Annotated in this window: 31 protein-coding genes and 2 pseudogenes; 16 read left to right on the top strand and 17 right to left on the bottom strand. The window is 35.7% G+C overall.

All coding sequences use genetic code 11. The features are described 5' to 3' along the window. Positions 1-544: 544 nt before the first annotated feature. Positions 545-1,963 (bottom strand): ATP-binding protein, encoded by a 1,419-nt coding sequence (locus J2746_RS14235; RefSeq protein ID WP_209622609.1) that lies wholly within the window; start codon positions 1,961-1,963, stop codon positions 545-547. 117 nt (positions 1,964-2,080) lie between these two features. Between J2746_RS14235 and J2746_RS14230 the strand changes: the two genes are divergently transcribed. The 9 genes and pseudogenes from J2746_RS14230 to J2746_RS14190 all read left to right on the top strand — a co-directional run bounded on the left by J2746_RS14230 (position 2,081) and on the right by J2746_RS14190 (position 8,260). Further along, positions 2,081-2,371, top strand: a complete 291-nt coding sequence (locus tag J2746_RS14230) for a nucleotidyltransferase family protein (RefSeq protein ID WP_245250193.1) — start codon at positions 2,081-2,083, stop codon at positions 2,369-2,371. Continuing rightward, positions 2,368-2,720: pseudogene (locus J2746_RS14225) on the top strand (HepT-like ribonuclease domain-containing protein). Before J2746_RS14230 ends, J2746_RS14225 begins: the two are co-directional and overlap by 4 nt. Further along, the gene (locus J2746_RS14220) at positions 2,717-2,941 is read left to right on the top strand and encodes a type II toxin-antitoxin system MqsA family antitoxin (protein ID WP_209622606.1); all 225 of its coding nucleotides are present in this window, start codon (positions 2,717-2,719) and stop codon (positions 2,939-2,941) included. Before J2746_RS14225 ends, J2746_RS14220 begins: the two are co-directional and overlap by 4 nt. Positions 2,942-3,146: 205 nt before the next feature. After that, entirely contained in the window at positions 3,147-3,386 is a 240-nt protein-coding gene (locus tag J2746_RS14215; protein WP_209622603.1) for a DUF2683 family protein, read from the top strand. Between the two features lies 1 nt (position 3,387). Further along, positions 3,388-3,651, top strand: a complete 264-nt coding sequence (locus J2746_RS14210; RefSeq protein ID WP_209622601.1) for a type II toxin-antitoxin system RelE family toxin — start codon at positions 3,388-3,390, stop codon at positions 3,649-3,651. Between the two features lie 64 nt (positions 3,652-3,715). After that, positions 3,716-3,910: pseudogene (locus tag J2746_RS14205) on the top strand (UPF0175 family protein); the annotation flags it as partial. 345 nt (positions 3,911-4,255) lie between these two features. Further along, entirely contained in the window at positions 4,256-5,923 is a 1,668-nt protein-coding gene (locus J2746_RS14200; RefSeq protein ID WP_209622598.1) for a nucleotide sugar dehydrogenase, read from the top strand. Between the two features lie 30 nt (positions 5,924-5,953). Then, on the top strand, positions 5,954-6,877 hold the full coding sequence (locus J2746_RS14195) for an SDR family oxidoreductase (RefSeq protein ID WP_209622595.1): 924 nt from the start codon (positions 5,954-5,956) through the stop codon (positions 6,875-6,877). Between the two features lie 75 nt (positions 6,878-6,952). Then, the gene (locus J2746_RS14190; RefSeq protein WP_209622592.1) at positions 6,953-8,260 is read left to right on the top strand and encodes a flippase; all 1,308 of its coding nucleotides are present in this window, start codon (positions 6,953-6,955) and stop codon (positions 8,258-8,260) included. Between the two features lie 33 nt (positions 8,261-8,293). Here J2746_RS14190 and J2746_RS14185 read toward each other — a convergent pair whose 3' ends face one another. The 7 genes from J2746_RS14185 to J2746_RS14155 all read right to left on the bottom strand — a co-directional run bounded on the left by J2746_RS14185 (position 8,294) and on the right by J2746_RS14155 (position 16,373). Further along, positions 8,294-10,168: a hypothetical protein gene (locus tag J2746_RS14185; RefSeq protein ID WP_209622589.1), complete on the bottom strand. Its 1,875-nt coding sequence runs from the start codon at positions 10,166-10,168 to the stop codon at positions 8,294-8,296. Between the two features lie 15 nt (positions 10,169-10,183). After that, positions 10,184-11,293, bottom strand: coding sequence for a glycosyltransferase family 4 protein (locus J2746_RS14180; RefSeq protein WP_209622586.1), 1,110 nt, complete (start codon positions 11,291-11,293; stop codon positions 10,184-10,186). Between the two features lie 12 nt (positions 11,294-11,305). Further along, positions 11,306-12,484: a glycosyltransferase family 4 protein gene (locus J2746_RS14175; protein WP_209622583.1), complete on the bottom strand. Its 1,179-nt coding sequence runs from the start codon at positions 12,482-12,484 to the stop codon at positions 11,306-11,308. 42 nt (positions 12,485-12,526) lie between these two features. Next, complete coding sequence (locus J2746_RS14170; RefSeq protein ID WP_209622580.1) at positions 12,527-13,810, bottom strand: phenylacetate--CoA ligase family protein; 1,284 nt, start codon at positions 13,808-13,810, stop codon at positions 12,527-12,529. A gap of 24 nt (positions 13,811-13,834) precedes the next feature. After that, positions 13,835-14,941, bottom strand: a complete 1,107-nt coding sequence (locus tag J2746_RS14935; protein ID WP_209622577.1) for a glycosyltransferase family 4 protein — start codon at positions 14,939-14,941, stop codon at positions 13,835-13,837. 33 nt (positions 14,942-14,974) lie between these two features. Further along, positions 14,975-15,868 carry a glycosyltransferase family 2 protein gene (locus J2746_RS14160; RefSeq protein WP_209622574.1) on the bottom strand — a complete coding sequence of 298 codons (894 nt, stop codon included), beginning with the start codon at positions 15,866-15,868 and terminating at the stop codon, positions 14,975-14,977. A 322-nt stretch (positions 15,869-16,190) separates the two neighbouring features. Then, on the bottom strand, positions 16,191-16,373 hold the full coding sequence (locus J2746_RS14155) for a hypothetical protein (RefSeq protein ID WP_209622569.1): 183 nt from the start codon (positions 16,371-16,373) through the stop codon (positions 16,191-16,193). Between the two features lie 279 nt (positions 16,374-16,652). On the opposite strand from J2746_RS14155, the gene J2746_RS14150 reads away from it, so the two are divergent. Continuing rightward, entirely contained in the window at positions 16,653-16,847 is a 195-nt protein-coding gene (locus J2746_RS14150; protein ID WP_209622564.1) for a hypothetical protein, read from the top strand. Between the two features lie 150 nt (positions 16,848-16,997). Continuing rightward, positions 16,998-17,111 (top strand): hypothetical protein, encoded by a 114-nt coding sequence (locus J2746_RS14145; RefSeq protein WP_245250191.1) that lies wholly within the window; start codon positions 16,998-17,000, stop codon positions 17,109-17,111. A gap of 130 nt (positions 17,112-17,241) precedes the next feature. On the opposite strand, the gene J2746_RS14140 is transcribed toward J2746_RS14145, so the two are convergent. The 5 genes from J2746_RS14140 to J2746_RS14120 form a co-directional block, all read right to left on the bottom strand. Next, complete coding sequence (locus J2746_RS14140) at positions 17,242-17,448, bottom strand: type II toxin-antitoxin system HicB family antitoxin (protein ID WP_209622560.1); 207 nt, start codon at positions 17,446-17,448, stop codon at positions 17,242-17,244. A gap of 522 nt (positions 17,449-17,970) precedes the next feature. Continuing rightward, on the bottom strand, positions 17,971-18,186 hold the full coding sequence (locus tag J2746_RS15035) for a type II toxin-antitoxin system RelE family toxin (protein WP_425342658.1): 216 nt from the start codon (positions 18,184-18,186) through the stop codon (positions 17,971-17,973). Between the two features lie 70 nt (positions 18,187-18,256). Continuing rightward, a complete protein-coding gene (locus tag J2746_RS14130; RefSeq protein ID WP_209622554.1) occupies positions 18,257-18,436 on the bottom strand; it encodes a hypothetical protein in 180 nt (59 codons plus the stop codon). 265 nt (positions 18,437-18,701) lie between these two features. Beyond that, entirely contained in the window at positions 18,702-18,965 is a 264-nt protein-coding gene (locus tag J2746_RS14125) for a type II toxin-antitoxin system mRNA interferase toxin, RelE/StbE family (RefSeq protein ID WP_209622549.1), read from the bottom strand. A 5-nt stretch (positions 18,966-18,970) separates the two neighbouring features. Further along, entirely contained in the window at positions 18,971-19,189 is a 219-nt protein-coding gene (locus J2746_RS14120; RefSeq protein ID WP_209622547.1) for a hypothetical protein, read from the bottom strand. Between the two features lie 226 nt (positions 19,190-19,415). Here J2746_RS14120 and J2746_RS14115 point away from each other — a divergent pair, with 226 nt between their 5' ends. From J2746_RS14115 to J2746_RS14100, 4 genes are all read left to right on the top strand, one after another. Continuing rightward, positions 19,416-19,727 (top strand): nucleotidyltransferase family protein, encoded by a 312-nt coding sequence (locus J2746_RS14115; protein WP_209622544.1) that lies wholly within the window; start codon positions 19,416-19,418, stop codon positions 19,725-19,727. 10 nt (positions 19,728-19,737) lie between these two features. Beyond that, positions 19,738-20,076 (top strand): HepT-like ribonuclease domain-containing protein, encoded by a 339-nt coding sequence (locus tag J2746_RS14110; protein WP_209622541.1) that lies wholly within the window; start codon positions 19,738-19,740, stop codon positions 20,074-20,076. 145 nt (positions 20,077-20,221) lie between these two features. Then, the gene (locus J2746_RS14105; RefSeq protein ID WP_209622539.1) at positions 20,222-20,416 is read left to right on the top strand and encodes a hypothetical protein; all 195 of its coding nucleotides are present in this window, start codon (positions 20,222-20,224) and stop codon (positions 20,414-20,416) included. Next, positions 20,406-20,681, top strand: coding sequence for a type II toxin-antitoxin system RelE family toxin (locus J2746_RS14100; RefSeq protein WP_209622536.1), 276 nt, complete (start codon positions 20,406-20,408; stop codon positions 20,679-20,681). Before J2746_RS14105 ends, J2746_RS14100 begins: the two co-directional genes overlap by 11 nt. 131 nt (positions 20,682-20,812) lie before the next feature. Here the strand turns inward: J2746_RS14100 and J2746_RS14095 are convergent, their stop codons facing one another. Next, entirely contained in the window at positions 20,813-21,019 is a 207-nt protein-coding gene (locus J2746_RS14095) for a type II toxin-antitoxin system HicB family antitoxin (RefSeq protein WP_209622533.1), read from the bottom strand. A gap of 122 nt (positions 21,020-21,141) precedes the next feature. Next, positions 21,142-21,303: a hypothetical protein gene (locus tag J2746_RS14090; RefSeq protein ID WP_209622530.1), complete on the bottom strand. Its 162-nt coding sequence runs from the start codon at positions 21,301-21,303 to the stop codon at positions 21,142-21,144. Between the two features lie 57 nt (positions 21,304-21,360). Between J2746_RS14090 and J2746_RS14085 the strand changes: the two genes are divergently transcribed. Beyond that, on the top strand, positions 21,361-22,779 hold the full coding sequence (locus J2746_RS14085; protein WP_209622528.1) for an ATP-binding protein: 1,419 nt from the start codon (positions 21,361-21,363) through the stop codon (positions 22,777-22,779). Positions 22,780-23,123: 344 nt separating this feature from the next. Here the strand turns inward: J2746_RS14085 and J2746_RS14080 are convergent, their stop codons facing one another. Next, a complete protein-coding gene (locus J2746_RS14080) occupies positions 23,124-24,383 on the bottom strand; it encodes an ATP-binding protein (protein ID WP_209622525.1) in 1,260 nt (419 codons plus the stop codon). Between the two features lie 243 nt (positions 24,384-24,626). Next, entirely contained in the window at positions 24,627-26,048 is a 1,422-nt protein-coding gene (locus tag J2746_RS14075; RefSeq protein ID WP_209622522.1) for an ATP-binding protein, read from the bottom strand. Between the last annotated feature and the right edge of the window lie 401 nt (positions 26,049-26,449).

Below are 26,449 nucleotides of genomic sequence, written 5' to 3'. Positions count from 1 at the left end.
ATTAAAAGAAGTCAAATTCAAGATGTTAGTGCATAACCTTGACAGGTATGTCAAGGTTATACTTTTTGTCAAAATAAGGATTTCTACAAAGCCAAAATTTCTGTATATTATCCTGAATGATACTCGTTTTGTCTAATATTAGCTATAGATGGTGATTTCAATAGCTATTCTACAAAGCCGATAATTTGATTTTTACCAGAGGTTTTCGGAATACTATGTGTACCATACAACATTTGACGTGTCAGAATGACACTAAGACCGAAGAGTTGGGAGCCGATTTCATCGGGGAGAGTGACAGACTCATTCTTATTCTGATTATACCTTGGAAAATACCAATAATATAATAATTGATGTATATTGTAGTTTCATAGTAGTAGTTAACCCAATAATCACAAGAATAATAGATGTTCATCAGGACTAAAGCAGGAGAAAACAGCCATGTTGAAATAAATAAGGAAATTTAACTTTAAATAATCATGTAAATATTTGTTCCTATTCATTTTTCGAAGTTATGAAATACGCCGCCTGGGGCGGCATAGTTGCTTTAATCGCTGAACAAAATGTCATCCAAATTAAAGAGCATAAGTTTTTTCTCTTTAAGAGCATCCTTGTTTTCAATAGTTTTTGCAATCACTGCAAAGTGTTCGTTTCTCTCTTCGTTGTACCAGTTAACATACGATGCCTTTTCTCTTAGGTCACTTACTACTCTTTTTACATCTATAGATGTCAATGTCTTCCACTTGCATTCAACAAACAGTATATCTTTTGATCTTTCATTTAATGCTACAAGGTCTATCTCATATGTATTTTTTTTATTTTGTTGCTCCCTGACTTTTCCCCATTGCCTTCCAATTCTTTCAAAAGCAAATGGCAATTTATCAGTATTGTTGAGATCTATCAAATATTGCCGGGATATATCTTCAAAAACAGGGCCAAGATATCGGTTATAGGAGTCATTTATCCTGGAACTTATCATATTCCTGTTTACTTCCATCAATGATCTTGAAGGATAGATGTAGGTGTACCAGAATTTCATGAATTTGTCCGAAATGGTGTAGATGGAACCTGTCTTTATATTCCTTGTACCTTTAAGGACCAGAGGCCATTCTTTGCTTATGAAACCAAGACCTATAAGAACACGCAGATATTTTGGAATGTTATTTACTGGTATGTCAGTCCTTTGAGATATCTCAGAAATACGAGTTTTACCTTCAGATATTGCTTCTAGTATTAGTTCATATTTGGTTGGTTCTCTTAGCTCTTCTTTCAACAGGAAAATAGCTTCGTCATAAAGAAATGTAGCCCTGTGTAGTATGTTCTTATCGACATTTCCCATAAATGATAGGTCGCTTTCAAATTTGTTCAGATAAGCAGGGACACCACCAAGACAGCCGTATATGCGTACAAGTTCTTCCGGGTCTTTTGCAGGGAAGAATTGTGCCATGTGAATGAATTTTAAAGTTTCTACCTTGATCTGTCCGTTTCGGCGACCATATAAAGGAGATTTATAGCCAAGAACTTCATTCTCCATCATACCTATACTTGAACCAAGAAGTATCAGCATGACATTTGCATCCTTCAGGTACATATCCCATGCAGCCTGAAATGCAGACATTGATGCTTTGTTGCCTTCTATAAGGTATGGTACTTCATCGATAATGATCACAGGTTTTTCATTGGTCTGCTGTACAATGAATTTCAATGCAGCATCCCATTTCGTGATCTTTGGCTGGTAAATGCCAAGTTGTTCGGACGTCTTTTCAAGAAAGTCCTCCACCTGATGCTCAAGGTCAAGTTTCCGGGACAAATAATAGACAGAAGGTTTTCCAGCCATGAATTTCAGCACAAGTTCTGTTTTACCAACACGTCTTCTTCCATATATTACGACCAGTGATGAAGAATCACGGGAATATTCAGATTCAAGGAATTCTAATTCTTCAGTACGGTTGATAAACAGACTCATAATCCTAAGTATTAGGAGTCTATATTATATAGATTTCTGCTGGTTGAGTGGGGCGAAGTTATGATCAGAGAGAAACTTAATAAGAATAATCACCAATATTGTATGAACTGTGATAATATGACTGTTAATCAGATAAATGAGTATAGAGACACTATTGTCCCAATATTGTTAAAAAATGACGTTGACAGGGCTGGAATCTTTGGTTCGTTTGCCAGGAACGAGGCAGATAAGGATAGTGACATTGATATTCTTGTTCATTTCAAGGAGAGAAAAGGTCTCTTCGATCTTGCCAGATTAGAAATGGAACTTGAGAAGGTGGCTTTGAGAAAGGTCGAGGTCATTACTTATGACTCCATAACCCCACTTATAAAAGAACGAGTCCTTAAAGAAGAAGTGAAAATATTATGAAAGATCCTGAAGTCTTTATTGTACATATAATAGACTCTATAGAAAAGATAGAGGATTTCACAAACAACAAGTCCAAGGATGACTTTCTTGAAGATATACAGCTACAGGATGCTGTTGTCAGAAGGATAGAGATAATAGGTGAGGCTTCTAAAAATATCCCGGAGGAGTTCAAAGAAAGTTTCAGGATGTGCCATGGAGTGAAATGGCAAGAACAAGGGATAAACTGATTCACGGTTATTTTGGTGTTGACCTTAATCTTACCTGGGATATTGTTGAAAATGATCTTCCTGAACTTAAAGTAAGGATGGAGCAGATACTTGAATATTTTAAGTATAGTTATGAGCAATGATCCCTGATAAATGCAGTTTTTGTAAAGGTAAGCTCATTGAAGGCAAACATGAATTTGTTGTTAAGATAGGTGAAACAGTGCTTGCTATAAGGGATGTCGATGCTTTCATCTGCCAGGAATGCGGAGAAGCATACTATACACCGGAAACGTCCAGACGTATAGATAAGATTATGCAAAAATTCTACGATTCTTCCCTGCGAGTTCATCCGCTTGCTGCGTGAGAGATCAGCCTCAATGAGATTGAAGCTGAGAATTGTTAGGAAAAGAGTTTTGATTTAAAAATATTCATGCAAGATTTTATTTATATTGTTGATTAGAAGTTCTGGAATGTGCCGCTTGCAGTGGAATGATATTATTCTGAAGAGTTCTGTCTCTCTAAAAGAGAAAGATATTAATACAATACTAATTAGATGTTAATATGATATTATGGTTAAAGCAATAATCAACATTGATGACAAAACTAACCGAGTGCTGAATATAGTGAAGGCAAAGTATGGCCTGAGGGATAAGAGCTCAGCCATTGAGCTTGTAACAAAACAGTATGAAGAAGAACTACTTGAACCTGAGCTTAGACCTGAATATATAGAAAAGGCTAAAAAGATCATGGCCCAGGATGCTGTGGACGTAGGTACAGTAGACAACCTGAGAGAAAGATTAGGTATCTAAAATGTATTATTTGAAGATCGAACCTGATCTTGAGAAAACACTTAAAAAACTGGCTAAGAAGAATAAGAAACAATTAGAGATAATTCTCAGTAAAGCTGAAGAAATTGTTGAAAATCCTCATAGATACAAAAATCTAAGAGCACCACTGAATATGTGGAAGAGAGTACATATAGATAAACACTTTGTGCTTGCTTTTTCTGTTAACGATGAAAACAATACAGTCACCCTTGAAGACTATGCCCATCACGATGAAATCTACAAATAAGATTGACAGGGAATCCATATTCAAGCAGATGTTATAGGAGAGTGCTGAACATTATCTTGTTGAGGAGTATTCCAGAGGCAGGATCAGCAAGGGTAAACTGGCAGAAATGCTTGATATGAATATCTATGAAGTGAACGACCTGCTTGACAGATACCATATCAAAGGCAATCTTGATTTTGAGACTTTTCTGGACGGCATTAAGACTGCTGAATCTCTTGCCAGATATGATAGTAAGAAGAACAGAGATAATAATGAATGATGATTATTTCTGAATAAAAGTCTAATAAATTGAAGATGGGTGCCCACTATTCTTTTTTTATTATTAATTAACTTATTATATAGCACTCCTAATTTCCATTCAAATAATTTCACAATATTTAAATATGTATAGTGAATCTACTGTACCCAACGGCATACAAATATACAGGCACTCTCTGCCTGAAAAAAACGCCCGGGTGTTTGGAAAAATGGTGGCATACAATAATTTATCTAATCTTAATGTTCTGATTACCGGTGGTGCTGGTTTCATCGGAAGTCACGTAATAAATAAGGTAAAAAAGTTGTCACCAAGTTCTCTTACTACTAATTATAACTGAGGAATTTTATGAGTAGCAACGATACTTATTTTTCTGTTAGTCCATCAGGGGAAAAATTTCCCATACCTAAAGATGAAGAATACAACGAAGAATTCGAAAGAATAGAGAATTTAGTCGATAAGGCTCGCAACGAAGGAAAAGAAATAGTTGTTGTAATGGGCGTAGGGTTTGTTGGAGCTGTTATGGCTGCCATCATTGCAGATACTAAAGATGAGAATGGAAACTACTCAAAATTTGTCATTGGATGCCAGCGTCCAAGTGTCCGCAGTTATTGGAAAATTCCATTGCTTAACAGAGGACTTTCTCCAGTTAAATCAGAAGATAAAGAAGTGGATGAACTAATAGACCGCTGTGTTCTAAAGGAAAAAACACTCACAGCTACCTATAATAATGATTGTCTTAAACTTGCAGATGTTGTTGTCGTAGATATACAGTGTGATTATGTCAAAAATGATCTAGGCAATGTTAGAAATGGTGAAGCAGATATGGCAGCTCTTGAAGCTTCCATGAAAACCATTGGAGGGCTTATTCGTCCTGAATGCCTTGTGTTGATCGAAACAACAGTTGCTCCGGGTACTACAGAATTCGTCGCTCTTCCAATACTTAAAAAAGCTTTTGCAAAACGAAGAATCGAATCTACACCCCTGCTTTCACACAGTTATGAACGTGTAATGCCAGGAAAGGATTACGTTGCAAGTGTTCGTGATTTCTGGAGAGTTTGTGCAGGATGCACAGAGGAAGCAAGGAACAAGGTCGAAAAGTTCCTTAGTGAAGTGCTGAACACAAAAAATTATCCATTAACAGTGATGGACAGACCTATTGAATCTGAAACGGCCAAAATAGTGGAAAATTCATATCGTGCAACCATTCTGGCATTCCTTAATGAATGGAGTTTGTTCTCTGAAAGGAATGGCGTGGATATCATCAAGGTGATAAATGCAATCAAAATGCGTCCTACCCACAGCAATATCATTTTCCCCGGCCCTGGAATTGGAGGTTACTGCCTGCCAAAGGATGGAGGACTTGGATACTGGTCATACAAGCACATACTTGGCTTCGAAGATGGTGACAATGTATTCAAGATGACTCCTACTGCCATTGATGTGAATGACACCAGAGCCCTTCATGTGGCAGAACTCACAAGAGATGCCCTCAGGAATATGGACCGCTACATTGCCGGAGCAGATGTTCTTATATGTGGAGCAAGCTATCGCCAGGATGTAGGAGACACCAGGTACAGTGGCAGTGAAGCAGTTGTAAGGAAACTCGTTGAAATGGGTGCAGAAATGCGTGCCCACGACCCTTATGTCGACCACTGGTACGAATTTGAGAATCAGGATAGCTATCCGGTAACAAACCAATCATGGAAGCGTTTCTTCAGAAATCAGGAAGATCTGGTCAACCTGGAAGTTGAAAAGGACCTTGCCATTGCCCTAAAAGATGCTGAAGCAATAATCCTTGCTGTTCCTCACAATGATTACCTTGATCTTGAACCGGAAGAGATAGTAAAGACTGCAGGCGGACCACTTGCTGTAATAGACTGTTTCGGCATCCTTCCCGATGAAAAGATAAAAAGGTACTTCGAACTTGGATGTGAGGTAAAAGCCCTTGGAAGAGGACACATCCAGAGGATCAAGAAAGATGTCCAGAAAAAGAAGATGGTGGGCAGCAACTAAAGAATTCAAAACTTATAATCAGGTGGTTATATGCAAAACAAGAAAGTAATAGTGACCGGTGGAATGGGATTCATCGGTTCTCATCTAACAGAAAAATTGCTTGAGGACAATGAAGTGACTGTTATTGACAATCAGGCAACAGGTAAGATCCAGAATATCGAACATCTCTTAGACCACAAAAATCTCACAATTGTACATGGAAGTATTGTAGAGCTTGATCTACACGAGATCTTCAAAGGAAAAGATTATGTTTTTCACCTTGCAGCTATCCCCAGTGTCCCAAGAAGTGTGAAAGACCCATACACCTCCAATGAAGCTAATATATCAGGTACATTAAGGGTGCTTATAGCTGCAAAGGACACCGATGTCAAGAAAGTGATATTCTCGTCTTCCTCATCTGTCTACGGCGACACACCAACATTACCGAAGATAGAAACCATGCCAGTAAACCCAATGTCCCCATATGCGATCACCAAAGCCACGGGAGAAATGTACTGCAAGGTATTCCAGGAATTATATGGACTTCCAACAGTCTGCCTGCGATATTTCAACGTTTTCGGACCAAGACAGGACCCTAATTCACAATATGCTGCAGTTATCCCTAAATTCATAACATCAATACTTAACAATGAAAGCCCTGTAATCTTTGGAGATGGAGAACAAAGCAGGGACTTCAGTTATGTGAAACACGTCGTTGCTGCAAACATACTATCATGTGAATCAGATGAAACTGGTATTTTTAATATTGCATGTGGCAGAAGGATTACCATCAATGAACTGGTTGCTTATATTAATGAGATACTTGGAAAAGATGTGAAATCTGAGTTTGTTGACCCGAGACCAGGAGATATTAAGCATTCGTTGGCTGATATTTCGAGAGCTGGGAAATTTGGGTATAATCCACATGGTGAGTTTAAGGATGAGTTGAGAGAAGTTGTTAAGTGGTTCAAATAAAATAATGACACATTTGCCAAAACTGAAGTAATGTGAATATATCAATTCCAATGATAGTTTTCTTTAGGTAATACAATGCTAGGTATAAAATTTGGCAAAATAATGAAGGATATTCAGTGGTCGTTCGTAGCTCTTGCGACTGCTTCATTATCTCACCTATTACTTAGAATTGTACTTGGGAGAGAATTGGGTCCTTCCGGATTGGGAGTTTACACACTTGTATATACAATATACATGCTTGGAATGCAATTTGCAGCATTCGGACTGGGGAATGCAATAACAAAGTATGTTGCAGAGTTTAGTGATGCTTTAGAAAAAGCTAAAGAATTCATTTCTGTTGGGATTGTTAGTTCATTTTTGATTGGTACTTTAATGGGTGCTTTTTTGTATATCGGTTCATATCATATTTCAGTAAATATATTCAAAGTGCCTGAAATGATTTATCTATTGAAGATAACAGCAATTGTTTTCCCATTTATGGCAATTTACAAAGTGGTTTTGGGAGCATTAAATGGTTTTCGTGATATGAAAAATTTTGCTTTGGCGAACATTGCTTTAAATGCATTTATATTCTTAGTATCTGTCTTTTTTGTTATCAATTTAAAGATGCATGTTAAAGGTGCAGTTTTGGGATTTGTACTACCTACAATAGTATTAGGAATATTGTCAATCTATTTTATCTATCCATATCTTAAAATTCCTAAAAGTCCATTGTTAAAAAATGAAACACTAAAGAATTTACTCAACTTTGGTTTCTATGTTGTTCTTGGAAACTCGATTGGGTACATATATCTTCACATAGACAGCCTTATGATCGGATATTACTTAACTGAGACAGAAGTAGGACTTTATGCTGTAGCAGTTATATTTATTCAAGGTGTTTCACTAATACCTAGTGCAGCTCAAAATGTGACAAATCCTATAATAGCTCAAAATTTTGCTAAAAAACAATATGAAACCATATTAACGATGATTAAAAACATAACATCAAAAGTTTTATTGGCATCCATAATTATTTCTATGATAGCAATAATTTTTGGTGAAACATTAATTGTGACAATTTTTGGTATGGAATTCTTGTCTGCCTATCATCCTCTGATAATTTTGCTAATAGGATATACCTTTTATTCACCCTTCAGGTCAATAGGTACTTTTTATTCAAGTATTGGACATGTACAACTATCTTACAAAATTGCTTTATTCACAGCAGCCATGAACATTTTATTGAATCTTTTACTAATACCGAAATATAATATTATTGGTGCATCTATGGCAACTTCAATATCACTAATCATAATGACACTTGTACATTTTGCAATAATAAGACATTTCGTGAGAGTTAGCTGGGGACTTAAATCAAGATATACCCGTGTCAATTTGTAAATCTCTTGACCAATTGACTAAAATAGAGATACATCAATTGTTAAGTAGGTAGAAATTTACTGATTTACTATCGTAGATTTTATCAAATTCTTGATCTTCAAACTTTTGATAGAGGTCATAATTCAATATGTAAGTACCAGAATAGAGATTAAAAGGGTTATTTACAATATAATCTCTTAGCAAAATAAACTTAATTTTATTTTCATCAAAATTCCCACTATATATTTCATCGTTTATTGTAGATATCGACATATCTACTGGTAAGAAATTTATAAGGACTAAATACTGATCCACACCTATTGTTTGATTATATTTACCAGACAGGAAATATATTGATTCCATCTCTGACTTAGTTAATGCTGATCGTGGAGAGCTATTAGGAGAAAAAATGTTATTGTCATTGTTTGCTGCAGGAGAAACTATTAAAGTGAAGGTTAACATTAAAAAAAAACAAATTAAAATAAGATTTGGTATTGAAGCAAGTTTCTTAAACTTAAGATTAATATAATTATAAATTAAAAAGGCCGAAATCGAAAGAGGTATTGCTAAGAATATTTGAGCAAAATACCACCATCTCTGTTCTATAATTCCATGTTTTGATACTAATGAAAAAAAACCCAAGAATAGTGGACAAAAACCTATGATTGACATTGAAAAACTTTGATTTGTCCCATACTTTTTTGAAATCATATAAAAGCACCCAATAAATGATAACGAGAAAAATAAGAACATTCCTATATTATTCATCAGTTGTTCATAAATAGGTACAGAAGTGGCATGTAGTACTACTTGGGATGAGTTTTTCACGAAAAAATCTCGGCTAAAACCCCACTTAATCAAGTTACTAAAAGTATGTATGTGCCCTGAAGCAAAAGTCCACCATGAAAACATTGCCACTAAAAACAGAAGTGGAAATAAAAAAGAAATTGTACTTTGTTTTTTTTGTTGAAACGAGTCAAATAATTTGAATCCTAATACATAAACTAAGAGACTTATGCATGTAAACATTGAAGTAACTGTATGCCCTAGTATAATAGGAACAATTAGAGACATCAGAAAAATTTTACATGTGAGTATATATTTATCTCTTGCTTTTAAGATAAAATAGAACATTATTAAAGTAAATACTATTGCAAATGAATTGGGTATTGGCCAATAAGCCATAAGAATATGATAATTTGCAATGCTGAGTAACAATGATGCTAGTAAACCAATGTTTTTATTAAATAATATTTTTCCAATTAAATATATGAAACAAATATTGCAAATAATTCCTACTAATGTTATTGAGAAAAATGTGCTATATTTGTAATCAAGACCTGTAACCAAAATAGTAGAACTAACAAGCAGATGGAACAATGGAATTTTTGAATAATTAAACCCACTAGGTATTGTTTGTGAATTAATTATGTCCAAAGTAAACATTTGATGGAACCATGGATCTACTCCAACCAAGCTTGGAAATAAAAAAACCTGCGACAAAGCAACGGATGAACCAATTAATATTATTTGAAATAGGATTGTAGGTGTGTTCGCATACTCATTAAATATTTGAATGGCTGCAATGCAGACCATTAATGCTATTAATGCAAAGTAAATTAAAGGCCTTTCATAAAGGCTTATTCTAAAATAAAACGATAATGTGCTGCACAAAAAGATAATAAAGAATAAAGATGCCAATGATAAATTTTCTGTTGCTGATAAAGATTTAATGACTTTTAAAGATGCATTTTTTCTGATGATAAGCCATGTTATACAAGATATGAATGTGAAGACACCTACTATAATATACACTATACGTCCAATGACTAAACTTGTATATATTATCAGTACTATAGAGCATATTAAACCAAAAAAAGCAACTAATTTATCAGTTTGCTCTTGGATTATTTTAATTTCTTTATTCACACTACCTACCTTTACTTATTTTTTCAGCATCTGTTCGTATTTCTTAACTGCAGCCTCATAGCTAAAATTACAATTTACTAGGTTTTTTGCATTGTTAATTATAACATCTAAGTCCTGATATCTTAAAACTCGTTTTATATTGTATGCAATTGACTCTGGTGAATTTTGATCCATAATAAATCCTGTTTTTTCGTCTTCAATGAAATCTGGTATTGATCCCACGGAAGTCGAAAGTACTGGTGTTCCACAAGACATAGATTCAAGCATTATATTTGGAAGACCTTCTGTATAAGAGGGTATAACTAACAACTTAAAACTATTCAATAAATGTTGAAGTTCAGAATGAGGAATCCAGCCAGTAACTCTTACATTTTCGGTAATATTGTTTTGAACAATAAACCTTTCAATTTCATAATGCATAGGACCATCGCCTACTAGTACAAATTCTGTATCCTTGTTCCCATCTAAGAATAAAGGAATTGCTTTTAGTAAATTCATTACTCCTTTCTCATCAGATAAACGGCCTACATAGCCAATCAAGTTGCTTCTTTCAGTATATTTATTAATAATCTTGAATTGTTCAAAATTTAGAAAGTGGTTAGATGCAATCGATACTTTTCCATCATATTTTTCTAAGTTCCATTGATGAATCAAATTAGGAGAATACAATATTAATTTATCAACTATTTTGAAAATAACATTGCTTAATAAATATAATACTCTTGAATAAATCCCAGAACTATATTTTGTAGTATAACCTGCCATTGCTAAAGCTACATTTTTATTAACTAACTTAAGAGACAAAATTGGCAAAATAAGACTTTCGCCACCAATAAAAAATATATAATAATCTATTTTTTTCCTCATCTTTATTAGAATACATGTTATTTTTATTTGGGCAAGGATATAATTATATAGTCTGTGAAGACTTGTATTTCCCATATGATGAAATATACCATTGAAATGTACTCTGCTATCAGTTTCAAAAACATCGATGCTCTCATTCCCAGAAACGAGGTATAACTCAGCAGATAAATTGTAAAAAATATCAACAAGCTGCGATAAAGGAATCAATCCAGATTTACCTACAGGAAATGTAACAATACATATATTTTTATCAACCATTGTTTTCGTTCCCTACAATAACTTGAGATAAGCCTTTTCAGTTTCTTCAGCAACATTCTTCCATGTATAATCCATTACATTTTCCTTTGCATTTAAGGACATATTTTCTCGCATATTTTCACTTTTTAGTATGGAGATAATTTTTTGAGCAAGATCAAGATCATCTCCTGTTTTGGTAAATAATCCATTGTACTCATTTTTTACTAAAACTTTAAAGCACTCTAGTCCACTTACAACCATTGGCAATCCAGCCGCAGATGCTTCCAATAATACATTTGGAAATGCTTCAGATATAGATGGTAGAACAAAAACATCTGCAGATTTATAATACAAAATTTTATCTTCGCCTTGGACATATCCTTGGAAAAAAACATTAGATTCAATTCCCATTTGTTTACAGGAATTTATCAAATATTCCTTACAACTACCTTCACCAATATAAATTAGATGTGAGTTAGGACATTCATTCAGTACATGAACCATCGCTTTCAACAAAATTTGAGGAGCTTTCACAGGAACTAAACTACCTACAAACAGAATTATGTTTTTGTTGTTCGATAAATTTAATTTTTTTCGACATTCTCCTTTACTCAATGAAATATCAAACTCTTCTATATTTACGCCGTTTGGTATAATGTTAATTTTGGGATAATATTTCTTTAAGGCGGTTGATTGGTTTATATGGTACTTAGAAAGTGCAATAATTAAAGATGCTCTTGATAGAATTATATCGCGCAAAAAATTATTATACATAAAAACACCAATTCTTCGAATCACACTACCATAGCCATTAATCCAATCTCCATGATATGAAATAACAAATTTCTTTTTCATTTTTTTAGCATATAGGTATGCAGTGAAGGGAGCAGGTAAATTACCCATACGTCCATGGACAATATCTAAATCGATATTAGAAAAAAGCGGTTTATATAGTAATGATGGTGATATTGGACATTGACCAATAACAAATTTGCTAGCATATCTGTGTATTTCAATATTATCATAGGATTCAACTGAATCTTCCGAATTTATTGATGAGGTAAATATAAATATTTTGTGCCCTCTTTTTGCCATGTGTGTTGCTAGATTGTAAGTTCCATTTTCTACACCACCTCCTCTATAAAGTCCTGTTGAATCTCCAGTCGAAGGATCTTTGTAGGGGAATGCTGATGTAAAGTATCCAATATTCATAATTTTGCCTTTTAAGTATAATTTAATTTTTTGACAACTAGTTTACCAATTTATATTAACATGAGATATCGCTGATTTTAATTTTCCTGATTTTTCCCTTGGAATCTCATCAACAATAGAAACGAGGACTGTAATATCATGGCCCATTGTGTTTTTTACATTCGCAATAACTTGATTGACTGTATCATCACTAAACTCATCAGATTTGACCAACACAACTTTTATTAAATCTTTTTTTTCCTGAATAGCTTTATATTGCCCGACTCCAGGAATATCCCTCATTAAAATTGTCCAAGTAATTGGAGAAAAAACCCTTCCATCAGGCACTTGCATATATGCATCTGCTCTACCTTCAATAACTTTCATCATTGGTAAACCCCTTCCACAGTTACATGTCTCGTCACTTGGAATACCTACATCCCCTACTGAGTATCTTATTAAAGGCATTGAATAATTGTACAGACCGGTATAGACTATATTACCAGTTTCACCAGCAGAAACTTGTTCCCCATCATTCAGAAATTCCATAACAATTGAATCTGCGTCTATATGATAACCACAATGCTCATTGCATTCCCATGCAGTTCTTCCTAGCTCAACACAACCAAATTGATCAAATACTTTTAAATCAAAAAAGGATTCAATATAATTGCGTATATTGTCAGTCAAAAGTTCAGAAGTAGTAAAAATAATATTGGGATTAATGTTTTCATTTTCCGTTTCTTTTAATCTTCGTGCTAGCAAATAAATGGAAGATGAATACCCATCTACAATATTAGGATTTATGGATTCTAAACTATTTATCTGTGAATCAACCTCGTCAAATAAAGAAATAAATTGTGGTGCAAATATGTTCAGTTTCTGAAACCATTTTTTTTGTACAATATGACTGGGTGATGTAAAAACAGCCCATTTGTCGCGAATTTTTTGTCCACACGATAAGTTAGGCCTTAATGCAACTGCTTTTTGGTAGTCTTCATCATTTTGTCCATATGCAATAGTTAATGGAATGCCCGTTGAACCACTGGTGTGAGGTAGCCAGCATTTGTTTAAATCAACACCTTTTGCAACAATATTGTCTGGAAAATTAGTTTTGAGTTCCTCTTTAGTTGTAATTGGTACTTTGATTAAATCATCGACAGTTCTAATATCATCTGGACTTATTCCAGCTGCTTTAAATTTTTGTCGATAAAACGGAATATTAGTATATGCATGCTTAATGATATTTCTTATTTTCTTATTTTGTATTTCTTGTATTTCAGATGGAGTTAACCACTGCTGTTTCATTAGTTTTGATAAGTATAAAGCTTTTTTTAAATGACTCATAGTACCTCAGCCAAAGTATTTAATTCATCTCAGCATGTTCTTATATTCTTCAATTGTCTCAAAAACTGTATCGTCCCACGAGTACTGCTTAATTGCTTTACTTCTTCCATTTCCTCTTAATTCTTCCGCAGTTTCTGGGTTATTGTATATTTGTGAAACTGCATCTACAATAGCATTTGAATCTTTCACTGGAACTGTAATGCCTACATCTTTTATCATTTCTAATAAATGAGGCAATTCTGTACATATAACTGGAATTCCACATGCCATAGACTCCATGATAGTTCTTGGAACCCCTTCTTCAAAACTGGGGAGAATATATATGTCGGAACGGTTGTAGATGGCACATAATTCTGAATTAGGACAATAGTCCTGAAAGATAACTTTATTTTGGAGATTACAATGTACTACTTTTGTCATGATATTCTGTTTTTCAGGCCCCTCTCCAACCAGAATAAGTTTTAATTTTGGATATTTTTTAGCCAATATTCCAAAAGCATCGATTAAATAATCTAGTCCTTTGCCTCGAGTAAACCGACCTATCCACAGCAACTGATTTGTAGTTTTTTTGTCTGTTATAGGGCGAAAAAGATTAGTATCAATTCCATTATGGATTACTGTAATCTTGGATTTTACCCCTACTTCATTTTTCAGTCTGATTTTTTCCTTATCCGTATAACAAATTACCAAATCTGCAGAATTTAATACAAATTTTCCAATAGTAGGAATATAAATTTTGTGCAACCAATCAGGACCACTTGCAGGAATTAGTCCATGACTTGTAATTACCAATGGAACTGATTTATCAAGTATTTTTACTATACTGCACAAATTTGTGGTGAAAAATAGATGTGAATGTGCATGAATTATATCATAATCATGACGATGTTTAATCAACTTAAAAAACATGGTGGGAGAAAATGCATTGCCACATAATTTAAAAAGAGATTTAAACCTCAAAATATTATATCCTTCTATCATTTCTTCTTTTGGAGAAGAATCAACATTTGTTGTGTAGACAGTAACTTCATGACCTAAAGCAACTTGTTCTTTTGACATTTCATGAACATGTATTCCAACTCCACCAACTACAGAAGGATATAAATCAGCTGCTACACGTAATATTTTCACAAATTACACCTTTCGTTTTTAAATTATCCCGAATTAAGCATTAGATTTTTTTAGATCATTGATTTGAGTTGCTAATGAATTAAGAATCAATCCGCTAAACATTCCAAAAATACCTACCATTGAAAATGTCATTGCAATAAGTGAAGTTCCTATCGCAAAAGCACCAGTTGACTGAAATATAAACAATGTTCTGAAAGCAAGAAGAAGACCAAATATTAACAAGAAAGCTCCAGGTACTCCAAAATACAATAGTGGATGTTTTTTCTGAAACTGTACAATTATAGAATTCAAAACACTAACCCCATGCTTCACCGGATTAAACGTCGACCCTTCAACATCATACCTGCATGTAATTGGCACTTCAGTAATCTTAAATCCAGCTGCTGCAGCATCGTTAATCATCTCTGATTCAACACCCATGCCTGCATTGTTAAACTTGAAGATACCAAATGTCTCTTTTGAGAAAGCACGGAAACCACTCTGAGAATCAGTTAGCTTGACATCAGCTGTCATATTTGTGGCGAGAGTAAGGACCTCCTGACCGACACGGCGGTATTTAGGAACATCCACGCAATGTCCTTTCAGGAATCGGGCTCCATTAACAACATCAGCTTGTTTCCAGAGAATCGGCTCAACTACTTGTGGAATCTCATCTGGGCAGTGCTGGCCGTCGGCATCAATTGTAACCATGATGTCAAAATCTTTGTGCTGAGCCCAGCGGAAGGCTGTGCGTAGAGCAACTCCTTTACCTGAATTCTGTTCATGGACAATGACCGTGGCACCCATAAGCTCAGCTACCTGAGCCGTTTTATCAGCACTGCCATCATCAATTACGAGAACTTCATCCACATGCTGCTTTGCACGGGCGATAACACTCCCTATTGCTATCTCCTCATTGTAAGCTGGTATCGCAGCTACTATTGTCATTACCTATCCGACCACCGTTTTGATTGACTCGCGCACCGGCGAACTTTGCGAAAAGTACATATGGACGCAAGTATTATGTGTAGACGTGCGTTACACACATCCTATGCACAGTATGAAGAACACTTATCGAATATAAAAGTTTCTAATTTGCAATCGATTTTTTTTATAATACACGCTAAATATAACATATACTGAATATTTTAATTTGTTCGCTTTGATGCGAAAAAGCAACAATAAACCGATTCAAAATATCCACAGAAACTAAATACGAAGTGGTAAAAATAATCTGGAATAACAGCTGAAAAAGAAATAAAATTGAAGCTCAGTTACTCAAAACGTCTCGCAAATGCACAAATGGGTGGCAAACGGCTGATACAGAAGTATTAGAAGATATATCTGAAGCAAAAATCCTATATTTACCACAATAAACTCCTCCACCATTCTCGCTACATGTCATGGCACTGGAACTGGCATACTCGCACTTATCATAGAATTTGCATTTCATGTTTATACCTCGTGTATCAAAACCTGCAAATATAATTATAATCTATATTAATATATAGTTTTCTGAATTTAATTGTGCAAAATGTAGCAGGAAAAGAGATGCTGAGCATTGATGTTATATTTAATACATTGATGAGTATGCAATGGGAGTAATCACAGAACTAACGCAGCAGCCCCGCCGAAGACGGCGCAGTGCATCTCAACTGAAAGATAAAGAATATTCACTAAAAATGCGCATTCTGATAAAACTATAAACACTATAGCAACTATAGTACAACATATGAGAGAAACAACCACGATACAGGTTAAAAAAAGCACAAGAGACAACCTTCGTTCCATAGGCCACATGGGGGAAGATTACAACACAGTTATTGAAAGACTTATAATGGAACATAATCGCAATAAGGTTGTGGAATATAGCCATAAGGTCGTGGACGAGCGCCAGGATGAGTTTGTGAGCATCGATGAGCTTTAAATTTCTGGTGCTTCCTGAACTATTTGATAGACTTCCTTCACAGACCAAAGAAAACATGAGGTCTGCCTTAATGAATTAAAAAAACCTTTTCATGGAACAGGACGAGGTAGTAAGAAAGAGATCAAAGGGGCTGACGATGTTGCATATAGATTGAGAGTCGGAAACTACCGTGTTTTTTACCGAATAGACATGGATAGGCATAATGTATATGTTTTTGATATCTTAACAGCGGAAAAAGCTCATAAGAAGTATGGAAGGTTATGAATTATTCGATTAGATCTTTGTACAATATATCCAATAATTTCGTAATGTTCCCCGTTTATTTTTGCCTGACAACTACAAAGCCCAGTTTTCTCAGAACTTTGATAGCTTTCTTTCCCAAGTTACAGGTAATTCAGGCACTTGCAACATCAACCTTAGTGATCTCGCCAAGAACCCTGGCCTGTTCTTCTGTAACTTCAAGCACAAGCTCAATAGCTTCTTTGATATTATCCAGAGCTTCTTCCTTACTATCACCCTCACTTATCGCTGCCGGAAGTTCCAGACAACGTGCAGTGTATCCTCCTTCCTCTGCAATCTCAAGAACTATTGTATACTGCATATATTTTTCATCAGCGTTCTTGCTTTATTAATTTGTTACTGGTCAAAGTGCTCTGTGAGTTTCATCATATTCTTACCCAACTTTTTCAGGAGTTGAAAAAGAACTGTAAAGTATAGGAAATTGGTCTTTTTGGATCAGTAGTAAGAAATGAATGAAAAGCCGGCAGCGACATAGCCTTCATTGTTGAGTTTGAGAAAGGTGCGGATCTTTTTGATCTTGCAGCCCCTTGAATTTTTCTTGAAGACAAGTTTGGGTCAAAGGTGGACATCATCTCGAAACGTGCTGTAAGGGACGAATTAAAGAGTAAAATTTATCCAGAAGTCATTTATGCACATGCTTGAGGTGATTTTCATGCGTGAGTACAGGTTGTTTTTTAACTGATATTGTTGAATCGATTGATGAGATTGAAGAATTCACTTCAGGGATGGACTTCACTGAATTTTTGAACGATAGAAAAGCAACCATACACTTAAAGGCGGCACATTCTATCATTATTACAGACCATATGCAAAAAAATCATCACTAACATCTTTTAAAGCGATGCCGTAATTTATTATAGATAGATGATCTGTGGTCAACTGCATAAAATACTACATTACCCGATACATCAACGTCAAATACGACTCTGTATTTTCCCAGTCTGTACCTGAAATAATCAAAACATTGTAATCGTTTGGTATCACCTGAAAACGGTTCAACTAGAATCATATGCTCAATAGAATGAACGATATTTTTCATGTCCCTGGATGCTTTTTACCTATAGATTTTAAATCTTTTTTAAAAGCATTGGTAAAGACACCTTCATATTTCATTCTAACCCGAGTTCAGCCTTAAGCTCTTTAAGAGTACAGACATTACCATCTTTAATATCCTTTTTTGCTTCCTCGATACGCTGAATGGTCTTTTGGCTTAGTGGCACTGGATCGATACCAATGTTTTTTGAACGGGAACATACCGATCTTGAAAAAGTACGAGTATTCAAATCCATATTTTACAGATACTCATATTTGTTTAAATAATTAGTGCCAATCAAGAATTGTTTCAAAACACTGAGAACAAAGTTCTTGGTAAGGTTCATACTCTGGAAAAATTAATAATTTAAATTCCTTTCCGATAAAGCATGTATCTTAAAAAATAAACATGAAATGTCCGATAATTTGAATATTAAATGACAAAGCAACCACACGCCAAAGACAGCACTGTTCATCACCTCAAAACACAAAAATAGCAAAAAAAAAAAACAATAAGATAACTTAATAGATCACATCATGATGATCATAGTCAAGAATACAAATCGCTTTATTGTCCTCATCTATTTCATAGATCAATACAAATGAAGAATCAATATGTACTCTCCTCGCACCATGCATATCACCACGTAATGGTTTATAATGATAAGGATTCCCAGCTATCTGTTGAACCTTTTTACTAACCATACCCATTTGTTTAGGATTCTTTTTAGCAAGTTTTCTAAATTTCCTGTCAGCAACCTCAGAAACAACAATACCATATTGCATTATTTTTACCCATAACGTTCAGAAAAATCAGCAACATGGATAAATTTACCTTTTCTGATATTATCAAGTTTTTCCAGATAATCTCTGCTTGCCTCCGGTTCTTCAGAGATTACACTTTCCATGAACATTTGTATCTGTTTGCTCATACTGAGGCCATGGGATTTACATAAGGCAGAGAACTCTTTATATGTATCTTCATTTACATTGAACGTCTTTAATACCATTGGCAACACCACAATTATTTAACGTTAAATAATCTTATTTAACATTATTTAATCATTGCGACAAAGTGGATATTTATAATGAAATAAATATGTCACAATCCATACAAACTGAACACAAAAAACGCATAATAACTAATAGATTGTTTCATAATAAAATATACAAAAATGTTATTACATAAACTCAACCAAAGCAATAATATAAAAGACATTCCAAAGTAAGTATCAGATGTCTCATAAGGAAATCAATAGGGATATTATTCTGAAAAGACTTGATGAGTTGCTTCCAGAGTTGAAAAGAGACTATAAAGTAAAGGAAATAGGTCTTTTTGGTTCAGTGGTGAGGAATGAAAACAAAACCGACAGTGATATTGACTTCCTTGTTGAGTTTGAGAAAGGTGCGGATCTTTTTGATCTTGCAGCCCTTGGAATATTTCTCGAAGACGAGTTCGGATCAAAGATAGATGTCATCTCAAAACGTGCCGTAAGGGATGAATTGAAGAACAGAATATTTTCAGAAGTAGTTTATGCACATGCATGAGGTGGTTTTCATGCGTGAGTACAGGTTATTTTTAACTGACATTGTTGAAGCGATCGATGAGATCGAAGAGTTTACTTCAGGAATGGACTTCACTCAATTTCTGAACGATAGAAAAACCCAGAAGGCAGTTGTGAAGAACATCGAGATTATTGGTGAAGCCGCTAAGAATGTGCCGGACGAGATAAAAGCAAGTTACCCTGATATTCCCTGGAGAGTGATTGCTGGCATGCGGGATCGTTTGGCTCATGGTTATTTTGGAATCGACTACGAGATTGTATGGGATGTTGTTGGTAATCGCCTGATTGGTTTAAAGGATTCTATCCTGGCAATTCTGCTTGAGATAGATTGAGCAGGAAAAAAACAGAACCCATCCCACGGAATCATCCATACGCTTAAAGACGGCACGGTCCATCTCAACTGAAAGATAAAGAATATTCATTAAAAATGCTCATTCTGGTAAAACTATAAACACTATAGCAACTATAGTACAACATATGAGTGAAACAACCACGATACAGGTCAAAAAAAGCACAAGAGATACCCTGCGTTCCATAGGCTACATGGGGGAAGATTACAACACAGTTATTGAAAGACTTATAATGGAACATAATCGCAATAAGGTTGTGGAATATAGCCGTAAGGTCGTGGACGAGCGCCAGGATGAGTTTGTGAGCATCGATGAGCTTTAAAGTTCTGGTGCTTCCTGAACTATTTGATAGACTTCCTTCACAGACCAAAGAAAACATGAGGTCTGCCCTTAATGAATTAAAAGAACCTTTTCCTGGAACAGGACGAGGTAGTAAGAAAGAGATCAAAGGGGCTGACGATGTTGCATATAGATTGAGAGTCGGAAACTACCGTGTTTTTTACCGAATAGATATGGATAGGCATAATGTATATGTTTTTGATATCCTGACAGCGGAAAAAGCTCATAAGAAGTATGGAAGGTTATGAATTATTCGATTAGATCTTTGTACAATATATCTAATAATTTCGTAATGTTCCCCGTTTATTTTTGCCTGACAAGTACAAAGCCCAGTTTTGTTAGGGCTTTTATAACTTTCTTTTCCGATGTTACAGGTAATTCAAGCACTTGCAACATCAACCTTGGTGATCTCGCCAAGAACCCTGGCCTGTTCTTCTGTAACTTCAAGCACAAGCTCAATAGCTTCTTTGATATTATTCAGCGCTTCTTCTTTATTATCGCCCTCACTTATCGCTGCCGGAAGTTCCAGACAGCGTGCAGTGTATCCTCCTTCCTCTGCAATCTCAAGAATTATTGTATACTGCATATATTTTTCATCAGCGTTCTTGCTATATTAATTTGTTACTGGTCAAAGTGCTCTGTGAACTTCATCATATTCTTACACAACCTTTTACAGAATCATAAACCGGGAGAAAGCACAAAAGTGAATTACCACTGCTTAAAACCAGTGGCCTCCTGCTTCATTATCGAATCCAACGACTCAATTCTACAGGATTTAACTGTAGTTCCTACAGTACTATTGAGAATATTGACAGCGGCATTATGGTCATGATCAGGAACTATTACCTTTATACAGGTAATGATGTTCACTAAATAGTACCTCCATAAAGGCAACAATAATATATGTTTATTACCAATATATTGGCAATGGCACTGGAAGAGAGTAACGTTGAAGGCATCCTGAATGTCCTGTATGAGTATAATCCCTGGTGGAAAAGCCGCCCTTTCACGGTTCCATATTACAGAACTCAATTATACGAGAATCTGATGAAGAAGCAGGATTCCCCTGAAATAGAGATAATCTATGGCCCAAGGCAGGTAGGCAAGACCGTTCTCATGAAGCAGATTATTCAAACCCTGCTCGATGAAGCAAGAGTACCTGCGCATAACACAATATATCTCTCCATGGACCATACATCCATCTCTGCTCTCAGTGACGAGCCAATAAAAGATGTTCTGGATATCTTCTTTAAATATGTACTGCCTCCTGAGTCTGAAAAAGCCTATATATTCCTGGATGAGGTACAGGTTGTCAGTAATTGGAGCAATTACCTGAAACAGTACTATGATCTTGGGACAAAGGTAAAGTTCTATGTTTCCGGATCATCTGTCTCCGAAATAGAGAAGGGCAGTTCGGAATCCCTGATAGGCAGGTCGAGACTTCACCGTATGTTACAGTGGAGCTTTGCAGATAATCTGCAATATCAGTTAAAAGAAGAGAACGAAATCTATCTTCCTGATACTTCGGTTGTGAGAGATGCTCTGGCAGGGAATGATCCCAACATGCTCTATGAAGCTTTCCTGAAATATCGTGACGATCTGCTTCGCGTAGTTCCCGATATGGATCCTTATCTTACCAGCTACATCATCGCAGGCGGATACCCCGGACTTTTCGGAGTAAATATGGATGATGCAAAGGATATCCTGATGGACCGTTTCATGCTTACACTGCACAAGGATATTATGCGAACTTTTGCTGTCAGGAATATCAAAGGCCTTGAGAACACGGTCATCAGGTGTGCTATGCAGAGCTGCCAGATCACTGATTATCACAGCTTTGCAAAGGCTGTTGGCATTAAATATGACACGTTCATGACGTATCTTGGTTATCTGTCAGATGTATTTATGATATCAGAATCCTACTTCTATTCAAAAAGCGGCAGCACTTTTGCCAAGGGAAAAAAACTGTACCTGAGGGATCACAGTACCAGGAATGTACTTGTCGGCCTGCTCAACACACGCCTGTTCGAATTTGGTGAAGAAGTCGGCAAGACTGTAGAAACAATAGTACAGGATCATGCATCGCGGCTTGCAGGGGCTTATACGGGCCGTCCAAAGAGCCATTACTGGAAAGGCAAAAAAGAAGTAGATATAATAATCGAACCTACTGTGATTCCGATTCCAGTGGAAGTCAAATATCGCCAGGATCCCGGTGACATAGCAGGGGTAAGAGAGTTCATGGAAGAATTTAGCTCACCTTTTGGTATCGTTGTAACAAAGGAAACATTGAAGATCTCTGGCAATGTGCTGTTCATACCACTTGCCCTGTTCCTTTTGATCTGCTGACTTAGCAATAATTCTCGATTTCAAAAGAGGCCAGATCGCCGATTATAATCGACAATTTTAAGCAAAATTTCAGTTCATAATCGATATTCTCTGGAAATGTAGACTTTAGGACTCAAACTGAAAGCGATTGTTCATTAATGGCCCCATTGGAACATCGGAAATGCAAAATATCGAAATACTGAAGATTTCCAATGGAAAATTGAAACCTAACCAGCAAAAATGTCTGTGGGAGAATTAAACGAAAAAACAAAAAGGTAAACTCAGTAACCATTTCTACTTTACTAAAAACAGTACCATTATCCGCCGCAGGCGGCACATTCCATGACTATAATATATCAGATCATCTACTCAAGCAGCCACTTCCAGACAGGCTTCACAATTATTTTCCGACCATCCTTATCAAACATATCTTCAGTGTCTTCTGTAAGTATGATTCCTTCCTGAAGATCGTATCTGTCCATGGCTTCCATAAGACCACCAAGCTCCCTCCCCTCATTTGACTCATGAATCCTCTGAGTCACCTGTATTGCCTTTGTGATATCTCCGCCCTCCATTATAAGGAAATCACATTCGTTCTTACCTGCATGATAATAGACTTCATATTCCCTGTTCTTCAGTTCAAGGAACACTATGTTCTCAAGCATTTTTCCTGCATCCCTTGAAAATTTGAATGCAAGGATATTCATAAGACCAGTATCTATCACGTAAACCTTTTTCTTGGAATACATCTGCTTTTTAAGAGAATAGTCAAAAGCATTTATGGTGAATATCAGATAAGAATTCTCCAGATGGTCAATATAATTCTTTACCGTAGTCTGACTGCCTATGTTCAGAAAATTCTTCAGTCGATTATAGCTTATCTCAGTTCCGGGATTGGTTATGATATAATAAGCAAGCGACTTTATTGCAGCCTCATCCTTTATCCCGTAGCGTACTATAATGTCCTTATACAAAATGTTATCATAAAGATTTCTTATTATGTCCTTGTTCCTGTAAATATAGTATTCAGGAATACCACCCGTTTCAAAGTACTGACTGAACTCTTTTTTTATCCTTGCCCTTTCCTCAATAAGATAGAACTCCTTCCCTGTATCAATATCCAGCGATGCTATCAGTTCCTTGAAAGAGAACGGATAAAGCTCAAGTTTCACATGCCTTCCTGTAAGTTTAGTTCCAAGCTCCCTACTCATAAGTGAAGAATTGGATCCAGTTATGTAGAACTTGAAACCACGATCATACATTCGCCTCACAAAGGCTTCCCAGTTGGTTATGTTCTGTATCTCATCAAAGAAGAATATTCTGCTATTCTCTGATACTTCCAGAAATGACTCGTAAAGGGTATTGAAATCACTAACATCAAAATCAAGCAGTCTTTCATCCTCAAAATTCATATAATATATGCTTTCATCCGGATAATACTGCCTTTTTATCTCCTTTAGAAGCGTACTTTTTCCAGCCCTTCTCAGGCCAGTAATAAGCACAATATGAGGTATTTCAGAAAAACTATCTATTTTTTCGATCTTCTGACGCTTTATTATCGGTGTTTTGTTTTCAAACTCCTGTTTTTGCTCTAATATGAGTTCCTTTATCTGCTTCGTGTCCATAAATAGTATTCAACAAAAAAGCATATATATATTTCCATTAAAAATGGAGATTTTGTACAGTAAATCTCCATTCAAAATGGATATATTAAACAAAATAACTCTATTAAAAATGGAAATCATATGAAGACCACCCTAGTGGAATTCTATGAACACGGCCTTCCCGCCGAAGGCGGCACTGTCCATATGCACTGAAAACAAAAAACGACCAATAGATCACACATGATGATTACATCAAAAATATAATTATATAAACCTGCCAATATCCTCCAGATCAAAGAGCAACACACCTCTTTCCTCAGCAAGAGACTGTGCAGCCGGAGTAAAACCTGATCTTGAAAATACAGCGAAATATTCCTTTCTTTCCCGGGAATACCAATTGACATATTTAGCCTTATTCAGAAGTGCCACTATAACATCCGGGCCAAGCTTCTTTTTGTTCCATTTGCACTCAGCTAACAATATTTGCTTCGTACTGGAATTAATTGCCACCAGATCAATTTCATAAGTATTCTTGCCAGTTTTACCTTTAAACTTTCCCCACTGTCTGCCAATCTTCTCAAATGCAAAAGGAAGAAGGCTATTCATGTTCATTTCTATCAGAAATTGCTTGCAAATGTCCTCAAACACAGAAGCAGTAAAAGCATCAATTTCAGCATTAATATTTTTCAATGTTCTTTCAGAACTTCCAATCTCAAGCTCTGAAAAAGCAGGATACATGAAGCGGAACCAGAACCTGAAGAAATTATCATTTATCCTGTAGACAGCTTTTCTTGATGATTCCTTATCACATACCGGGACCTCTTTTCGTACAAGGTCAAGATCATTTATAAGAATACTAAGATAATAATCAATAGAAGTACTCTTGATACCCGAACTTTCTGCAATCTCCGAAGACCTCACAATGCCGGAAGTAATATTTTTCAATATATTAAAATAGGTATTGCTTTCTCTGAGCTCTGTTTTTAGCAGTACTTCGGGTTCATTATACAACACACTTGTTCCGGAAAGAAGAGTTTTGATGTTATCCTGCAAAACTGGTGATTCTACCTCTTCAAGATACTTGGGTGTACCTCCATAGATAGTATAAATATATGTTCTCATATCCAGAGGAAACTCAGGAAACCAGTCTGATAATGCAGAAAATCTGAAAACATCGAAAAACATCTGGCCGGTTCTTCTGCCATACAGAGGAGAAACATACTCAAATATCTGGTGCATCATGCCTATAGATGATCCTGATACCAGCAGGAATAATCTGGAGTTTGATGCTGACATATCTATATACTTCTGCAGATAAGAAAAAATACTGTTATCAATCCGGGAGAATCTCTGAAACTCATCAAATACAACAATAACTCGTTCTTCATAAGAAAAAGAGAACAACTTTTCAAATATCTCATCCCACGACGGCAAACCCAGAAAGCTTATGCCAAAACTCTCATGCAGACTCTTTGCCACTTCCATCCGGACATCCGGACCATTGAGCTCAGGGACAAGTATATAACAGTATTTTGGTTTCCCTTCAAGAAACTTACCAATAAATCTGGTTTTGCCAAGCCGCCTTCTGCCTATTAGTGAAATGAATCTGAAGTCACCTTTAGAATATTCATTCTCGATGTACTCCAGCTCTTTTGTACGATTAATGAATTCAGATTTTATTGTCATAACAATAATTGTTAACACAATAATATATAAAACTAGCCACCACTAAAAATCACAGAACTAAAATGACTATACGCTTAAAGGCGGCAAATTGCAACACAGCTAAAAAGAAAGTTAATGCTAGCTCTAACTAAAGATGAATCACTAAAAATAATGACATTATTTCAAGTGAACTACCGCTGAACTAAAGATTCAGCGGCTTCCTGCTTCGTTCCTTCCTCTTTTGAGGACAAGTCCACAGGCTCTTCCCGTATGTTCCTACGGTGGCAATTATATTCCTATTAAGTTCTGCTCTTGGAGAGCGAATTTTTTAACTCAAAAGCGAGAAGTCCCCTTCCTCGGAACGTAGCGACAGGTAGGGGATGAAAGCGTCATAAACCAATCAAAAAACAGTATCAAATACT

The organism is Methanolobus bombayensis (genome assembly GCF_017873415.1).
Taxonomy (GTDB): domain Archaea; phylum Halobacteriota; class Methanosarcinia; order Methanosarcinales; family Methanosarcinaceae; genus Methanolobus; species Methanolobus bombayensis.
The sequence above is the reverse complement of the archived record's forward strand: the minus strand, read 5'-3'. Positions and strand labels throughout refer to the sequence as shown.

Coding starts and splice junctions, on each gene's coding strand:
- J2746_RS14235 (WP_209622609.1), bottom strand. CDS start 1,963: ATGAGTCTGTTTATCAACCGTACTGAAGAATTAGAATTCCTTGAATCT.
- J2746_RS14230 (WP_245250193.1), top strand. CDS start 2,081: ATGACTGTTAATCAGATAAATGAGTATAGAGACACTATTGTCCCAATA.
- J2746_RS14220 (WP_209622606.1), top strand. CDS start 2,717: ATGATCCCTGATAAATGCAGTTTTTGTAAAGGTAAGCTCATTGAAGGC.
- J2746_RS14215 (WP_209622603.1), top strand. CDS start 3,147: ATGGTTAAAGCAATAATCAACATTGATGACAAAACTAACCGAGTGCTG.
- J2746_RS14210 (WP_209622601.1), top strand. CDS start 3,388: ATGTATTATTTGAAGATCGAACCTGATCTTGAGAAAACACTTAAAAAA.
- J2746_RS14200 (WP_209622598.1), top strand. CDS start 4,256: ATGAGTAGCAACGATACTTATTTTTCTGTTAGTCCATCAGGGGAAAAA.
- J2746_RS14195 (WP_209622595.1), top strand. CDS start 5,954: ATGCAAAACAAGAAAGTAATAGTGACCGGTGGAATGGGATTCATCGGT.
- J2746_RS14190 (WP_209622592.1), top strand. CDS start 6,953: ATGCTAGGTATAAAATTTGGCAAAATAATGAAGGATATTCAGTGGTCG.
- J2746_RS14180 (WP_209622586.1), bottom strand. CDS start 11,293: ATGGTTGATAAAAATATATGTATTGTTACATTTCCTGTAGGTAAATCT.
- J2746_RS14175 (WP_209622583.1), bottom strand. CDS start 12,484: ATGAATATTGGATACTTTACATCAGCATTCCCCTACAAAGATCCTTCG.
- J2746_RS14170 (WP_209622580.1), bottom strand. CDS start 13,810: ATGAGTCATTTAAAAAAAGCTTTATACTTATCAAAACTAATGAAACAG.
- J2746_RS14160 (WP_209622574.1), bottom strand. CDS start 15,868: ATGACAATAGTAGCTGCGATACCAGCTTACAATGAGGAGATAGCAATA.
- J2746_RS14155 (WP_209622569.1), bottom strand. CDS start 16,373: ATGAAATGCAAATTCTATGATAAGTGCGAGTATGCCAGTTCCAGTGCC.
- J2746_RS14150 (WP_209622564.1), top strand. CDS start 16,653: ATGAGAGAAACAACCACGATACAGGTTAAAAAAAGCACAAGAGACAAC.
- J2746_RS14140 (WP_209622560.1), bottom strand. CDS start 17,448: ATGCAGTATACAATAGTTCTTGAGATTGCAGAGGAAGGAGGATACACT.
- J2746_RS15035 (WP_425342658.1), bottom strand. CDS start 18,186: ATGAAAAATATCGTTCATTCTATTGAGCATATGATTCTAGTTGAACCG.
- J2746_RS14130 (WP_209622554.1), bottom strand. CDS start 18,436: ATGGATTTGAATACTCGTACTTTTTCAAGATCGGTATGTTCCCGTTCA.
- J2746_RS14125 (WP_209622549.1), bottom strand. CDS start 18,965: ATGCAATATGGTATTGTTGTTTCTGAGGTTGCTGACAGGAAATTTAGA.
- J2746_RS14120 (WP_209622547.1), bottom strand. CDS start 19,189: ATGGTATTAAAGACGTTCAATGTAAATGAAGATACATATAAAGAGTTC.
- J2746_RS14115 (WP_209622544.1), top strand. CDS start 19,416: ATGTCTCATAAGGAAATCAATAGGGATATTATTCTGAAAAGACTTGAT.
- J2746_RS14110 (WP_209622541.1), top strand. CDS start 19,738: ATGCGTGAGTACAGGTTATTTTTAACTGACATTGTTGAAGCGATCGAT.
- J2746_RS14105 (WP_209622539.1), top strand. CDS start 20,222: ATGAGTGAAACAACCACGATACAGGTCAAAAAAAGCACAAGAGATACC.
- J2746_RS14100 (WP_209622536.1), top strand. CDS start 20,406: ATGAGCTTTAAAGTTCTGGTGCTTCCTGAACTATTTGATAGACTTCCT.
- J2746_RS14095 (WP_209622533.1), bottom strand. CDS start 21,019: ATGCAGTATACAATAATTCTTGAGATTGCAGAGGAAGGAGGATACACT.
- J2746_RS14085 (WP_209622528.1), top strand. CDS start 21,361: ATGGCACTGGAAGAGAGTAACGTTGAAGGCATCCTGAATGTCCTGTAT.
- J2746_RS14080 (WP_209622525.1), bottom strand. CDS start 24,383: ATGGACACGAAGCAGATAAAGGAACTCATATTAGAGCAAAAACAGGAG.
- J2746_RS14075 (WP_209622522.1), bottom strand. CDS start 26,048: ATGACAATAAAATCTGAATTCATTAATCGTACAAAAGAGCTGGAGTAC.